The sequence below is a fragment of the Micromonospora sp. NPDC049089 genome, assembly GCF_040648775.1.
Taxonomy (GTDB): Bacteria; Actinomycetota; Actinomycetes; order Mycobacteriales; family Micromonosporaceae; genus Micromonospora.
On sequence record NZ_JBEZEH010000194.1, the window covers coordinates 1 to 14,042 of the forward strand.

Consider the following 14,042-nt stretch of genomic DNA (forward strand, 5'->3'; position numbering starts at 1 on the left):
ACGTGCGTGGGCAGCACGCACACGCCCTGCGGCTCGGAGAACGTCGCCGCCGCGGGCGGGCCGGCCCCCCCCCCCCGCGGGCCCCCGCCTTTTCGTGCCCCCGCACACCGCCGAGCCGCCGTCCCCGCTCCCCGTGAAGGCCTCGGCTCCCAAGATCGCGCAGCAACCTGGATGTAGTGGCATCCGGCGCGCCCGACACCACTACATCCAGGATCGAGCACGATCTTGAGGTGAAAGGCGCGGATCGCGGCCTTTGCGTGCCGCGAAGGGCGAGCGGGCGTGCGGGCGTGCGGACGGCCGCGCAGCCCTTCAGTTGGCGCGCAGGATGCGCCAGTGGAAGGTCAGGTGGTCAGGTCTGCTGTTGGCAGGGACGGGCCGTCACCGGCCAGGCGGAAGGAGTCGCTGCCGGCTGGTTCGACCAGCCCGTCCTGCACCAGCCCGGCTAGGGCGCGGGCGCGTTGCACGTCATCGGTCCAGACCTGGTCCAACCGCTGGTGTGGGACCGGTCCGGTGCTGTCCCGGAGCACTCCGAGCAACAGACCGCGGACCTGTCGGTCGGTGCCCGCGTACCGCTGGGGTCGACGGGTCGGCCCGGCCGGCGCCTCCTGGCCGGACGCTCGCCAGGCGCAGACCGACTCGACGGGGCAGGCGGTGCAGCGCGGTGACCGGGCCGTGCAGATCACCGCGCCCAGTTCCATGAACGCGGCGCTGGCCAGTGCCGCTGCGGCCGGTTCGGTCGGAAGCAGCTCTTCGGTGGCGACCAGGTCCGCTGGCCGTGTGACGGGCCCGGCGTCCGGTTCGCCGGCCACCGCCCGGCACACCACCCGGCGTACGTTGGTGTCGACGACCGGGTGCCGCTGCCCGTACGCGAAGGCGGCCACCGCCCGCGCGGTGTACGTGCCGACGCCGGGCAGAGCAAGTAGTTGCTCCAGCCGGTCCGGCACCTGGCCGCCGTGCCGGTCGACGATCGCGACCGCGCATTCGCGGAGCCGGACCGCCCGGCGGGGATAGCCGAGGCGTCCCCACATCCGGATCGCCTCGGCCGGGGTGTCCGCCGCCAACGCGGCCGGGTCGGGCCAGCGGGTCAGCCAGGCCTGCCAGGCCGGCACCACCCGGACCACCGGTGTCTGCTGGAGCATGACCTCGCTGACCAGGATGGCCCACGGGGTGACGCCGGGCTCGCGCCACGGCAGGTCACGGGCGTGCTGCTGGAACCACCGGCTGACCAGTGTGGCGAAGTCGGGTTGAGTCATGGCGTCGTCGATGATGTCACGCCCGGCGTTCCCGTTGGTTGGGCGGCTCGGGCGGGGTGCCACGTCCTCGTTCGGCGGGCGGGGGAGAATGCGCGGATGAACGAGCTCGCGATCACCGTCATCGGTCGGGACCGGCCGGGCATCGTGGCCGACGTCGCGGAGGTGCTGGCCCGACTGGGCGCGAACCTCACCGACAGCACGATGACGCGGCTGCGGGGGCATTTCGCGATGACCCTCATCTGCACCGGCCCGGCCGCCGCCAAGGTCGAGGCCGCACTGGCGTCGCTGGCCGCCGAGGGCCAGCTGCTGGCGACGGTACGCGCGGTCACCCCGGACGGCGATGTTCCTCCGGTGGGTGAGCCGTACGTGATGGCAGTGCACGGTTCGGACCGGATGGGGATCGTCGCGGCGATGACGAGGGTGCTGGTGGACGCCGGGGGGAATGTCACCGACCTGAGTACCCGGCTGACCGGTGCGCTCTACGTGGTCCTGGCGGAGGTCGAGTTGCCGGCCGGTGTGGCGGAGACTCTGCTCGACCGGCTGCACCGGACGGCTGCCGAGCTGGGCGTGGAGGTCACCCTCCGCCCGGCGGACCCGGACCTGTTGTGACCGGCGAGGAGCGCGGGCCGGAGGTCGGCCTGGGGGACTGGACTCCGGAGTCACTGGACGTGCCGGGCGAGGTGCGGGCGGTGGTGTCCGCCCCGCATCCGGTGCTGAGTCGGGCCGCGGACGAGGTCGACCCGACGGCAAAGGAGACTGTCCAACTCGCGGCCGACCTGATCGCCACGATGAAGGTCTCGCCGGGCTGCGTGGGGTTGGCCGCGCCGCAGGTCGGGGTGGGCGCTCGGGTCTTCGCCGTCGACGTGACCGGGCACCCCAAGGCGGTGACGGTGCACGGCACCTTCGTGTTGTGCAACGCGCGCGTGGTCGAGGCGACGCGGTGGAAGCCGGGCCGGGAGGGCTGCATGTCGGTGCCGGACCTGACGGGCGACGTGAAGCGGGCCAGCCGGCTGGTGGTGGAGGGTGATCTGCCGGGCAGCGGCGAGCCGGTCCGGCTGGTGACTGACGGCTTCGAGGCTCGGGCGTTGCAGCACGAGATCGACCACTGTGCGGGGCTGCTCTTCCTGGACCGGGTGGCCGGTGCGCACGCGGTCTATCAGCGCAAGGTCTACCTGTGACCGGGTGGCGGAACGTCCTCAGTGGAGGGTGGCGCGGGCGTCTCGGAGTGGCTCCGGCGCGTCGCGCCGCACTGCCGGGTACGGCGCGGCTACGGTGGAGGGCATCATGCGTCTGACGGTCGGCCCCCTGGCACCCGCCGTGTACTGGCGGCGTCGCGCCGTCGTACTCGGAGCGGGGTTCCTGTTCCTGATTGTCCTGCTCTACTCCTGTACCGGTTCGGGTCGTTCCGGCGACAAGGATCCGAAGGCGGGAGGGTCGCCGTCGGCGACGTCCGCCGCGACGTCAGGCCCCGCAGGGCCGGTGCTGACACCGCAGACCGGCGCTCCGGCGTCGTCCGCGTCCGCTGATTCGGGTGCGACGAGTCCGAGCCCGGGGATCACCAGCAACACACCGCCGCTGGGCGCGGCGGCCGGTTCGGAGGACGACGGCACCTGCACCGACGGCGAGATCAGCGTGGTCTCGTCGGCGAGCCCGACCTCGGTGCAGCGGGGCGCGGTGGTCGAGCTGCAACTGAGGATCAAGAACACGTCGGACCGGACGTGCAGCCGCAACGTCGGCGCCGACCTCCAGGAGATCTTCATCAAGTCCGGGGCCGAGAAGGTCTGGTCGTCGGACACCTGCGGCAAAGTCGAGGGCTCGGACGTGCAGTCCTTCACGCCGAATTTCGAGCGCTCCTACCAGGTGCCCTGGAACGGGCGGGACACCAGCCGTTGTGACGGCGCGCTGGCCGGAGGACCGTTCGCGCCGGTCGGGTCGTACCAGGTGTTGGCCCGGGTCGGCACGAAGCTCAGCGACCCGGTGAAGCTCACCGTCACCGGCTGAGCCGGGTCAGACGTAACGTTCCAGGATGGATGCCTCGGCGAGCCGGGACAGCCCCTCACGGACGCCGCGGGCCCGGGCGTCGCCGACCCCCTCGACGGCTTGCAGGTCTTCCACTGTCGCGCCGAGCAGACGCTGAAGGCTGCCGAAGTGCAGCACCAGGCGATCGACCACTGCCACCGGCAGCCGGGGCACCTTGGCCAGCAGTCGGAAGCCGCGCGGGCTGACCGCGGCGTCGAGCGCGTCGGACGCGGCCGGGTAGCCGATGGCCTTGGCCACCGACACCAGGTCGATCAGCTCGGTGGCACCGAGCAGGTCCAGCTCGACGAGAGCCTCGTCCAGGGTGCGCGACTTGCGGCCGACGGGGAGGTAGTCCCGGATGACCAGCGTCCGGTCGGCGTCAACGCCGGCCATCAGCTCGTCGAGTTGCAGGGCGAGCAGGCGGCCGTCGGTGCCCAGCTCCACCACGTAGCCGGCGATCTCGTCGGCGATCCGGCGAACCATCTCCAGCCGTTGCACCACTGCCACCGCGTCCCGCACGGTGACCAGATCCTCGATCTCCAGGGCGGAGAGCGTGCCGGAGACCTCGTCCAGCCGGAGCTTGTAGCGCTCCAGGGTGGCGAGCGCCTGGTTGGCGCGGGAGAGGATGGCCGCCGAGTCGTCGAGCACGTGCCGTTGGCCGTTGACGTAGAGGCTGATGATCCGCATGGACTGGCTGACCGAGATGACCGGGTAGCCGGTCTGGCGGGCCACCCGCTCGGCGGTGCGGTGCCGGGTGCCGGACTCTTCGGTCGGGATGGACGGGTCGGGCATCAGGTGCACCGCCGCCCGGACGATCCTCGTGCCGTCGCTGGAGAGCACGACAGCGCCGTCCATCTTGCACAGCTCGCGCACGCGGGTCGCGGAGAACTCCACGTCCAGCGGGAAGCCGCCGGTGCAGAGGCCCTCGACCACCTTGTCGTAGCCCAGCACGATGAGCGCGCCCGTGCGACCTCGCAGGATGCGCTCCAGACCGTCACGCAGCGCAGTGCCCGGGGCCATCAGGGCGAGATTGGCGCGTAGCGGATCTCCGGCGCTCCCGGCGGCCCCCGCAGTCACGCTCACGCTGATCGGGCGGGCGGGCGAGCCCACGGCGCCGGTGCGGGCCTGGGGCGGCGCGCCGGCTGGCTTGGTGGTATCGCGGTCGATCGGCACGGGCACAGTCTACGGACTGCCGTGCGGTGGGTGCTGTCGTGGTTACTGTGATGTGTCACGATGCCGCCCTTTCCAACGTTTCCCGCTTGCGACGTGCTGTCCGGTTTCGCCGCCCTCGTCGGCACGGTGGGTCACTCGGCGGACGCGCGAGCCGCATGGTGCAGCGCCGAACGGACGTCGGTGACCTCGGTCACCCGCATCTGCTCGGGGCCGGCGCCGGTGCTGGTCGGGCCGCAGCCGGGCGGCACCAGGGCCACCTTGAACCCCAGCCGGGCGGCCTCGGCCAGCCGGCGCGGCACCGCCCCGACCCGGCGCACCTCGCCGGTCAGCCCCACCTCACCGATCGCCACCAGGTGCGGCGCGATCGCCAGGTTGAGCCCGCCGGAGGCGACCGCCAGAGCCACCGCCAGGTCGGCGGCCGGCTCCACCACCCGGATCCCGCCCACAGTGGCGGCGAAGACCTCCCGGTCGTGCAGGGTCAGCCGCTCGGTGCGCCGTTGCAGCACCGCGAGCACCATCGCCAGTCGCGCGGAGTCGAGACCGGAGACGGTGCGCCGGGGAGAGCCCGCCACTGTCGCGCCGATCAACGCCTGCACCTCGGTGACGAGGGCCCGCCGCCCCTCCATGGCCACCGTCACGCAGGTGCCCGGGACCGGTTCCGCGTAGCGGGTCAGGAACAGCCCGGACGGGTCGGCCAGGCTGCTGATGCCGCCCTCGTGCATCTCGAAGCAGCCGACCTCGTCGGCCGCGCCGAACCTGTTCTTCACGCCGCGCACGAGGCGCAGCGACGAGTGCTTGTCGCCCTCGAAGTGCAGCACCACATCGACCAGGTGCTCCAGCACCCGAGGCCCGGCCACCTGGCCGTCCTTGGTGACGTGCCCGACCAGCACTGTGGCGATGCCCCGCTCCTTGGCGACCGAGACCAGCGCGGCGGTAACCGCGCGGACCTGGGTGACCCCACCGGGCACACCCTCGGTGCCGGTGGTCGAGATGGTCTGCACCGAGTCGAGCACCAACAGGCCCGGCTTGACCGCGTCGAGGTGACCGAGCACCGAGCCGAGGTCGCTCTCCGCGGCGAGGTAGAGCCGCTCGTGCAGGGTGCCCATCCGCTCGGCGCGCAGGCGCACCTGACTGACCGACTCTTCGCCGCTGACCACCAGCGAGGGGCTGCCGGCGCCGACCGCCCACTGCTGTGCCACATCGAGAAGGAGGGTCGACTTGCCCACGCCGGGCTCGCCGGCGAGCAGCACCACGGCACCCGGGACCAGGCCGCCGCCGAGCACCCGGTCGAGCTCGCTCACCCCGGTGGGCACCGCGCGGGCCGGAGCGGCGCTGATGGTGGCGATCGGTCGGGCCGGCTCGGACGGCATCCGGGAGCTGACCACCCGACCGGAGACCGTCGGGCCGGTCACGGTGTGCTCGACGACCGCCCCCCACTCGCCGCACTCCGGGCAGCGCCCCACCCACTTGGGCGGCTGGTGCCCGCAGGCGTCGCACTGGTAGGCCGGGCGCGGCTCGCGGGCGGCGGACCGACCACGGGGGGCACCGGCCGTGCCGCCACGCGGAGCTGTCGATCGGGAGGTGGTCACATCAGGACGCTAGCCCTCGCGTACGACGAAAACACCCCGGCGTGGTGGTCACCACGCCGGGGCGTTCGTCGATGTGCGGGTCGGTCACTCGTGGGTCGTGCCGCCCTCGTTGCCCTCGTAGCCACCCTCGCGCTCGATGATCGGCGACGGAGGGGCCGCCGGGGTGAGCGGCACCGCGACCGGCGCCTGCCCGGTGACCGTGTTGCCGTTGCCGAAGTCGAAGGTCACGACGACGTTCTGGCCGGAGCGCAGCGCCTCGGTCAGGCCGATCAGCCGGAGCTGCGTGGTGGCCTCGGAGTTGAACTGGATGTAGCTCAACGGCGCCAGCTCGATCCGGGCCGGCTGACCCGGGGCGGCGGGGCTGGCCGAACCGGACGCCCGCGCCGACTCCGGGGCGGACGGGGTGGCCGAGGACGATCCGGTCTCGGAGGGCGTCGCCGACGGGCTCGGCGAACCGGACGTCGAGTTCGACGGGCTGGCCGAACCGGACGGCGACGGGCTCATGGAGGCGGACTCCGAGGCGGACGGCGACGGGCTCGCCGAGCCGCCGCTGATCACCACCTCGCGGGCACTCTCCGTGGTGACGGTGACCGTCACGGTTTCCTTGGAGTCGTTGTAGATCACGGCGCCGAGCCCCGCGTCCTGCCCGGCCTTGTAACCCTCGGTGCCCGGGTAGTCCACGAGCAGGCCCCGCACCGAGAAGGAACCGTTGTTGGTCGTGAGGTTGACGCCCTGGACCGACGGCTCCTTCAACGCGGTCTCGGCGATCTGACCGGTGCCGCATCCCGAAGCCAGCAGGCTGGCCGCCGCAATCCCGGACAGCAACAGGGCCGCCCGCCGGGATCCCCTGATCGAGCGCGTCACGTCGGTCCTCCTCGTCACAATCCCCACCCGGGCCGTACGCCGGGCACGGTGGCCATACCCGCGCAGACCGCGCTCCAGGGTAGTTGGGACTGATCGAGGCCCGCACGCGGACCCGGCAATGCCACCTGCCCGGGTGGCGTTCACACCACCCGACCGCTCGCCACCAGCAGAACCACGTCGATGAGGGCCACCAGCATCACCGCCCGGAAGGCCGCCACCGGCCGCCGGCCGGCCCGGATCGCCGAGCGCCCGGCGTACCAGCTCAGCGGCGGCACCACGGCGGCCGTGCCGACCGCCGCCCAGCCGATCGCCGACGGCGGCCCGGGTGGCCCGAGGACCAGTGTCGCGGTCGCCGCGAGGAGGAGACCCGCCGCGGCCACCCGACTGCCGGCGGCACCGAGCCGGTGGGGCAGGCCGCGCACGCCGGTGAGGGCGTCGTCAGCGAGGTCGGGCAGCACGTTGGCGAAGTGGGCGCCGGCGCCCAGGCAGGCCGCCGCCGTCACCAGCCAGACCGGCGGGGACGGCTGGCCGGGCAGCGCCAGCACCACGAAGGCGGGCAGCGCGCCGAACGACACGGCGTAGGGCAGCACCGAGAACGCGGTCGCCTTGAGCGGCCAGTCGTAGAGCAGGGCGGAGACCAGGGCGAGCGTCAGCCAGAAGGCCGCCACCGGGTTCGTGGTCAGCGCCAGCAACGGGCAGGCCACCGCGGCCACCGCGGCGGCCCAGGCCGTGACGCGCCGACCGACCGCGCCACTGGCGACCGGTTTGTCGGTACGCCCCACAGTGGCGTCCCGCTCGGCGTCCAGCGCGTCGTTGGTCCAGCCGACGGCGAGCTGGCTGGCCAGCACGGCGAGCACCACCGAGACGATTCCGGTCGGCCGGTGGCCCACTCCCCAGGCCAGCAGACCGGCCACCGTGGTCACCGCTGCGGCCGGTTCCGGATGGCTCGCTCTGACCAGCCCTAACACCCTCGACGACATAAGGGAAGTCTGGTCGTTACCGAGCAGTCGTGCCACGCTCGGTTCCATGCGAGACGTGGCTGCGGCCGGGGCGTCCACCGGTCCGAGGGTGCTGCCGCGAAACGATCCGCGTCAGTACGACGATCTGGCCGGTGAGTGGTGGCGGCCGGACGGTGCGTTCGCGATGTTGCACTGGCTGGCTGAGGCCCGTGCCGCACTGGTGCCTCCGGCCACCCGTCCGGACGCGTTGCTCGTCGACCTGGGTTGCGGCGCCGGCCTGCTCGCGCCGCACCTGGCGGGCAAGGGCTACCGCCACGTCGGGGTGGATCTGACCCACTCGGCACTCGTCCAGGCGGCCGAGCACGGGGTGCGGGTGGTCCAGGGTGACGCCACGGCGGTGCCGCTGCCTGACGGCTGCGCCGACGTGGTCTCGGCCGGTGAGTTGCTGGAGCACGTGCCGGCCTGGCCGCGCGCGGTGGCCGAGGCCTGTCGGCTGCTGCGCCCTGGCGGCGTGCTGGTGCTGGACACCCTCAACGACACGGCGCTGGCCCGGCTCGTCGCGGTCCGGATCGCCGAGCGCCTGCCGACGGTGCCTCGCGGCATCCACGATCCACAGTTGTTCGTGGACGCACGGGCGCTGGTGGCCGAGTGCGCCCGACACGGTGTCGACCTGAGTCTGCGGGGCATCCGTCCGCAGGTCGGCGGCATGCTCGCCTGGCTGCTGCGCCGCGCTCGCGCGAGCCGCACGGCCGGTGCCGTGCCCGTCGGCCGCGCGCCGCGCATCGTGCCGACCCGCTCCACCGCCGTGCTGTACCAGGGCCGGGGGGTCCGCAAAGGATAGTCAGGCCGTGGCGGGGTATGGAACGCCGTAGGAGGAACGAGATGACGGTGCACGCGCTTGAGGCAGCACGCCGGTTGGCGCCGCGGTTCGCCGCGCGGGCGGCCGAGCACGACCGGGACGGTTCCTTCCCCGTGGACGACTTCGCCGACCTGCGCGAGGCCGGCCTTTTCGGGCTGATGGTGCCCCGGGCGCTCGGCGGTCTGGGCGCCACTTTCGCCGAGTACGCAGCGGTGGCCACTGAGCTTGCCCGGGGCAACGGTGCGACCGCCCTGGTGTTCAACATGCACGCTTCGGTGACCGGCGCGCTGGGCGCTGTCACCGAGGAGTTGGCCGAGGCGCTGGGCGTACCCGACGAGGCGCTGGCCGCCCGCGACCGGCTGCTCAGCGCGGCGGCGCAGGGCTCCTGGTACGCGGTCGCGATGAGCGAGCGGGGCGCGGGTGCCCGGCTGTCCCAGCTCACCACCGCGTACGAGCCGACCGACGGGGGCTGGCACCTCAAGGGCAGCAAGACCTTCTGCTCCGGGGCCGGGCACGCGGACGGCTACCTGGTGGCGGCGCGCAGTGCGGCCGACCAGTCGGTGGTGTCGCAGTTCCTGGTGCCGGCCGGCGACGGGCTGACCGTGGAGCCGACCTGGGATTCACTCGGCATGCGCGCCACCTCCTCCCACGACCTGCACCTGGACGTCACGGTGCCCGCCGACCGGCTGCTCGGCGGGGTGGAGGGGCTTGCGCTGGTGGTCGCGCAGCTGATGCCGCACTGGTTGGTGGCCAGCTACGCGGCCGTCTACGTGGGGGTCGCCCGCGCGGCGATCGACGCGGCGGCCGAGCACCTGAACGCCCGCAACCTGGCCGGTCTGCCGGCGGTGCGGGCCAGGCTGGGTCGGGCGGACGCGGCGACGGCCGCCGCGCAACTGGTGGTTGCCGAGGCGGCCCGCCGGGTGGACGAGGCGCCCGGTGACGAGGAGACCAACCGTTGGGTGTGGCGGGCGAAGCTGCTCGCCGGCACCACGGCCGCCGAGGTGGCGGCGTCGGTGCTGGAGGCGGCGGGCACCTCGGCCACCCGCCGTGGTCATCCGCTGGAGCGGCTCTACCGCGACGCCCGTTGCGGCTCGCTGCACCCGGCCACGTCTGATGTCTGCGCCGACTGGCTCGGCATCGCCGCGCTGGGCGGCGACCCGGATCGTGACGGATCGGCACCACGTTGGTGAGCCCGCGCCACCGGGCTCGCACGAAGGAACGACCAGCCGACGTGGCTGGTGGGACGGCCAGGGGGAGGACAGCATCTGACGAGAGGTGGGGATCGTGTCCGTACCAGTGATCGCGGGGCTCGGGACAGCGCAGCCGCCGTCCGCTTCGCAGGACGAGTTGTGGGAGGGCTTCTTCTCCCGGCACTTCACCGGCACCACCAGGTCGTTGGCCCAGCGGATCTTCGCCAACTCGGGGGTGACCCGGCGGCAGGCCGCGGTCAACCCGCTGTTGGAGGACGTGTCGGACTGGCCGACCGAGCGGCGGATGCGTCGTTACCAGGTCGAGGCGCTGCCGCTGGGCAAGGAGGCGGTGGGTCGGGCGTTGACCGCTGCCGGGCTGAGCGCCGGCGACATCGGGCTGTTCATCGTCTGCTCCTGCACGGGCTATGCCACCCCTGGGCTGGACATCCTGCTCGCCCGGGACCTGGGCATGGCCGCGGAAACCCAGCGGATGGTCATCGGCCACATGGGCTGTTACGCGGCGTTGCCGGGGCTGGGCGCGGCGAGTGACTTCGTCACCGCCCGGGGGCGTCCGGCGCTGTTGCTGTGCGCGGAGCTGACGAGCCTGCACATCCAGCCGTCCAGCGCCCGGGTGGACACCCAGCAGATCGTCTCCCACGCGCTCTTCTCGGATGCGGCAGTCGCCGCCGTGGTCGTGCCGGGCGGCTCGGGGTACGCGTTGCGCGAGGTCACCGCCGTCACCGACACCTCGACGGCTGACCACATGACCTGGGACGTCACCGACGCCGGCTTCCGGATGGGGTTGTCGCCGAAGGTGCCGCAGGTGCTGTCGAGGCACGTCCGGGGGCTGGTCGACGATCTGCTGGCCCGGCACGGCCTCACCAGCTCCGAGGTGGACGGTTGGGCCGTGCACCCGGGCGGGCCGAGGATCCTCAACGTCGTCGAACGGGAGTTGGCGCTGCCACCGCAGGGGTTGGCGGCGTCCCGTGCGACGCTCGACGAGCACGGCAACTGTTCGTCGCCGACCGTCCTGCTGATCCTGGACCGGTTGGGTCGGGCGACACCGGCGGCTCGGCGCATCGTCATGTTGGCCTTCGGCCCCGGCCTCACCCTGTACGCAGCCCTGCTCGATCGACAGGGCTGAACCCCGTCGGGCCGGCCGGTACGCTCGGGAGGTGGATGTGACGGCGGACGACCGGCTGCGCTCGGTGGTGCTGTTCGGTGCCGCGGCGGCCGCCCTGGTCGTGGGCGGCTGGTGGTGGCACTCGGCCGCGCCCTCGTCGACGCCCGCTGCGGCTGTTCCTCCCACCGCGGCGCCGAGCGCCGAGCGGAGCGTCAGCACCCCACTGGAACGTCTCATCGCGGCTGAGGAGCCCGAAGCGCGGATCACGGCTCGGATGGACCCGGACACCGGCGAGGTCATCCGGGTGGAGAGCAGCCCGCGGACGGTGATCGACCTGGAGACGGGCTCGATCGTCGACATCGAGGGCGATCCCGCGCTGCTCTTCCGCTCGGGTGACCTGCCCTCGTTCAACGAGACCGTCTGGCGGGAGCAGCGGGAGATCGCTGCCGGCCAGGAAGTGACCCGGCAGGCCAACGACAGTGGTGCCCGCTACCTGCTCCAGTACCGGTGCACCCGTCCCGGCACGCTGGCGCTCACGAGCGACGAGGCCAAGATCAACGGTCAGCTACGGATCGACTGCGACGGCACGATCGCCAACGCCGAGGTGCTGCCCTTTGGCGGGCCGTTCCGGTTGTCGCTGTCGGCCGGCGACCGGCCCATCGACATCCAGGCGCAACTCGTCGTGCTGCCCGGGTAGGCGCGGCCGGCTCAGGCGGCCAGGGCGTTCAGGTCGCTCCGGTAGGAGTCGCTGGTGCCCATCTCGGGCAGCACCCGGGTCACGATGCCGGCCCGGTCGACGAGCAGGGCGGTCGCGGCGCCGGAGCGGGCCGGCTGGCCCAGGAAAGAACGCAGGCCCCCGGCGGGGTCGGCCAGGGCGCGAGCCTGCCGCTCGATGGTGGGCCCGGCTGGCGCCGTCCGCCCTCCGGTGACGGTGATTACGGAGACGCCGGCGGGAGCGGCCGCCAGGGCGTCGGTGACCCGGTCCGGGCAGCGGCAGGCGTCCAGCAGGATGATCATGGCGGGTAGCAGGCCGCGCAGTGGCACGGGCTCGTCGTCCGCGCTGACCAGGTCCAGTGCGGGCAGCGCCCGCCCGACGAGGGTCCCGGGTGGCGAGTAGGGGGCCGGGGTCGGCCGGTCGGCTTCGCGGTTGGCGCGTGGCCAGGTGACCGCCAGCAGGCCGGCCAGCGTGGTGAGGACCGCCACCAACAGCACCGCCAGCGGTAGGCCCAGGGCCCGGTGACCGCCCGAGAGGCCGTCGGCCCGGCGCAGCTCACGGCGGATCTGAGCGGCCTCGGCGGCCAGTGCGGAGGCGTCGTCGGGAACCACCACGCGGCCCCATTCGGGCGGTAGGCCGGGCAGGCCGTCGGCTGGCCCGTGACCCTCTGCGTCCGGCTTGCCCATCGGACCCCCTGGAAGCGTCTCGAGAGCTGAGTGCGGCTCGGTCTCCAGGGTCCCGCACCAGGGGCTCCTCGCGCTACATCTGGGCGCGGTCCTGCTGGCCGGGCTACCATGGGAGGAGCGCATAGCCCTTGATCTCGACGTTCTGTTCACCCGTACCGGGCAGTCATTTGCCCGTTACGGAGCGTGTTCGAACCATCGGTTTGACCGCCTGTCAAGCTGAAGCAAGACCTCTCACAGGGCCCCTGAGCTGCGCCAATGGTCAGGACATCGGAGAGACATCAGTGCCTGACCGTGTTACCCTAGACACAGCGAAAGGGGTTTCGAACCTATGGTTTTCAGTGTCGGCGAGACCGTTGTTTACCCCCACCACGGGGCCGCACTCATCGAGGCAATCGAGACTCGGGTCATCAAGGGCGAGCCTAAGAAATACCTCGTCCTGAGGGTCGCGCAGGGTGACCTGACGGTCCGGGTGCCGGCCGAGAACGCCGAGATCGTGGGTGTGCGCGAGGTGGTCGGCGAAGAAGGCCTCGGTAAGGTCTTCGACGTTCTGCGGGCTCCGCACACCGAGGAGCCGACCAACTGGTCGCGGCGTTACAAGGCCAATCTGGAAAAGCTGGCTTCCGGCAACCCGCTGAAGGTCGCCGAGGTCGTGCGTGACCTGTGGCGCCGGGAGCGGGAGCGGGGCCTCTCTGCGGGCGAGAAGCGGATGCTCGCCAAGGCCCGTGACATTCTCGTCGGCGAGGTCGCGCTGGCCGAGAAGAGCACCAAGGACGAGGCGGAGACGCTGCTCGACAAGGTCCTCACCGAGGCCTAGTCCGCACAGCATCGTCGTACCCACTTCGTAGTGAAGAAACCACCGAGGACCGCGACGTGACCGCGCAGCTCAATCCGCGCGGTGACGTCGCGGTCCTCGTGCCTGCGGCGGGTGCCGGCGTACGGCTCGGCCCCGGCCGACCCAAGGCGCTGCGCCTGCTCGCCGGTGAACCGCTGCTGGTGCACGCCGTGCGTCGACTGGCCGCCGCGCCGTCGGTGCACACCATCGTGGTGGCCGCGCCGGCCGCCGAGGTGCAGGCCGTCCGCGAGCTGTTGGCCCCGGTCGCCCCGGTGACCGTGGTGCCCGGTGGTGCCGAACGGCAGGCGTCGGTGGCCGCCGCGCTGGCCGCGGTGCCCCCCGGTCCGACGATCGTCCTGGTGCACGATGCCGCCCGGGCGCTCACCCCGCCTGAGCTGGTCGAATCCGTCGCGGCGGCGGTACGAGGCGGGTGCGACGCGGTGATCCCGGTCCTGCCGGTCGTCGACACGATCAAGGAAGTCGGTGCCGACGAGGTGGTGCTCGGCACCGTCGACCGTTCCGCACTGCGCGCGGTGCAGACCCCGCAGGGTTTCCGTCGGGTCGTGCTCAGCGCCGCCCACGCCGCCGCCGGTGACTCCCTCACCGACGACGCCGGACTGGTTGAGAAGCAGGGCGTCGCGGTGAGCTGCGTGCCCGGCTCGGAGTACGCACTGAAAATCACCCGGCCGTTCGACCTGGCTCTGGCCGAGCATCTGCTTGCCGCGGCCGGTTGACGCGTACCCTCTGATCATGATCGTTCCCCGGGTCGCCATCGGCACC

Annotated in this window: 15 protein-coding genes; 9 read left to right on the forward strand and 6 right to left on the reverse strand. The window is 72.6% G+C overall.

Annotated elements, in window-relative coordinates:
• Positions 1–341: 341 nt before the first annotated feature.
• On the reverse strand, positions 342–1,253 hold the full coding sequence (locus AB0B48_RS26640; RefSeq protein WP_357206297.1) for an A/G-specific adenine glycosylase: 912 nt from the start codon (positions 1,251–1,253) through the stop codon (positions 342–344).
• 96 nt (positions 1,254–1,349) lie between these two features.
• On the opposite strand from AB0B48_RS26640, the gene AB0B48_RS26645 reads away from it, so the two are divergent.
• The 3 genes from AB0B48_RS26645 to AB0B48_RS26655 all read left to right on the forward strand — a co-directional run bounded on the left by AB0B48_RS26645 (position 1,350) and on the right by AB0B48_RS26655 (position 3,254).
• Positions 1,350–1,862, forward strand: coding sequence for an ACT domain-containing protein (locus AB0B48_RS26645; protein ID WP_357206299.1), 513 nt, complete (start codon positions 1,350–1,352; stop codon positions 1,860–1,862).
• Positions 1,859–2,431 (forward strand): peptide deformylase, encoded by a 573-nt coding sequence (locus tag AB0B48_RS26650; RefSeq protein ID WP_350857154.1) that lies wholly within the window; start codon positions 1,859–1,861, stop codon positions 2,429–2,431. Before AB0B48_RS26645 ends, AB0B48_RS26650 begins: the two co-directional genes overlap by 4 nt.
• Positions 2,432–2,537: 106 nt before the next feature.
• Positions 2,538–3,254 carry a hypothetical protein gene (locus tag AB0B48_RS26655; protein ID WP_357206302.1) on the forward strand — a complete coding sequence of 239 codons (717 nt, stop codon included), beginning with the start codon at positions 2,538–2,540 and terminating at the stop codon, positions 3,252–3,254.
• A gap of 6 nt (positions 3,255–3,260) precedes the next feature.
• Here AB0B48_RS26655 and disA read toward each other — a convergent pair whose 3' ends face one another.
• The 4 genes from disA to AB0B48_RS26675 all read right to left on the reverse strand — a co-directional run bounded on the left by disA (position 3,261) and on the right by AB0B48_RS26675 (position 7,878).
• Positions 3,261–4,445, reverse strand: coding sequence for a DNA integrity scanning diadenylate cyclase DisA (gene disA, locus AB0B48_RS26660; RefSeq protein ID WP_030327921.1), 1,185 nt, complete (start codon positions 4,443–4,445; stop codon positions 3,261–3,263).
• Between the two features lie 131 nt (positions 4,446–4,576).
• The gene (gene radA / locus AB0B48_RS26665) at positions 4,577–6,034 is read right to left on the reverse strand and encodes a DNA repair protein RadA (RefSeq protein ID WP_357206304.1); all 1,458 of its coding nucleotides are present in this window, start codon (positions 6,032–6,034) and stop codon (positions 4,577–4,579) included.
• Positions 6,035–6,118: 84 nt separating this feature from the next.
• The gene (locus AB0B48_RS26670) at positions 6,119–6,898 is read right to left on the reverse strand and encodes a hypothetical protein (RefSeq protein ID WP_357206305.1); all 780 of its coding nucleotides are present in this window, start codon (positions 6,896–6,898) and stop codon (positions 6,119–6,121) included.
• 140 nt (positions 6,899–7,038) lie between these two features.
• Positions 7,039–7,878, reverse strand: coding sequence for a UbiA family prenyltransferase (locus AB0B48_RS26675; RefSeq protein WP_355005933.1), 840 nt, complete (start codon positions 7,876–7,878; stop codon positions 7,039–7,041).
• A gap of 46 nt (positions 7,879–7,924) precedes the next feature.
• Between AB0B48_RS26675 and AB0B48_RS26680 the strand changes: the two genes are divergently transcribed.
• From AB0B48_RS26680 to AB0B48_RS26695, 4 genes are all read left to right on the forward strand, one after another.
• Positions 7,925–8,698: a methyltransferase domain-containing protein gene (locus tag AB0B48_RS26680; protein ID WP_357206307.1), complete on the forward strand. Its 774-nt coding sequence runs from the start codon at positions 7,925–7,927 to the stop codon at positions 8,696–8,698.
• Between the two features lie 41 nt (positions 8,699–8,739).
• Entirely contained in the window at positions 8,740–9,906 is a 1,167-nt protein-coding gene (locus AB0B48_RS26685; protein ID WP_357206309.1) for an acyl-CoA dehydrogenase family protein, read from the forward strand.
• 94 nt (positions 9,907–10,000) lie between these two features.
• The gene (locus AB0B48_RS26690) at positions 10,001–11,050 is read left to right on the forward strand and encodes a type III polyketide synthase (RefSeq protein WP_357206311.1); all 1,050 of its coding nucleotides are present in this window, start codon (positions 10,001–10,003) and stop codon (positions 11,048–11,050) included.
• Between the two features lie 31 nt (positions 11,051–11,081).
• A complete protein-coding gene (locus AB0B48_RS26695) occupies positions 11,082–11,726 on the forward strand; it encodes a hypothetical protein (RefSeq protein WP_357206313.1) in 645 nt (214 codons plus the stop codon).
• 11 nt (positions 11,727–11,737) lie between these two features.
• Here the strand turns inward: AB0B48_RS26695 and AB0B48_RS26700 are convergent, their stop codons facing one another.
• Complete coding sequence (locus AB0B48_RS26700; protein WP_357206315.1) at positions 11,738–12,430, reverse strand: hypothetical protein; 693 nt, start codon at positions 12,428–12,430, stop codon at positions 11,738–11,740.
• Positions 12,431–12,758: 328 nt separating this feature from the next.
• Here AB0B48_RS26700 and AB0B48_RS26705 point away from each other — a divergent pair, with 328 nt between their 5' ends.
• Positions 12,759–13,244 carry a CarD family transcriptional regulator gene (locus AB0B48_RS26705; RefSeq protein ID WP_203148040.1) on the forward strand — a complete coding sequence of 162 codons (486 nt, stop codon included), beginning with the start codon at positions 12,759–12,761 and terminating at the stop codon, positions 13,242–13,244.
• Between the two features lie 56 nt (positions 13,245–13,300).
• The gene (gene ispD, locus AB0B48_RS26710) at positions 13,301–13,996 is read left to right on the forward strand and encodes a 2-C-methyl-D-erythritol 4-phosphate cytidylyltransferase (protein ID WP_357206317.1); all 696 of its coding nucleotides are present in this window, start codon (positions 13,301–13,303) and stop codon (positions 13,994–13,996) included.
• The last annotated feature ends 46 nt before the right edge of the window (positions 13,997–14,042 follow it).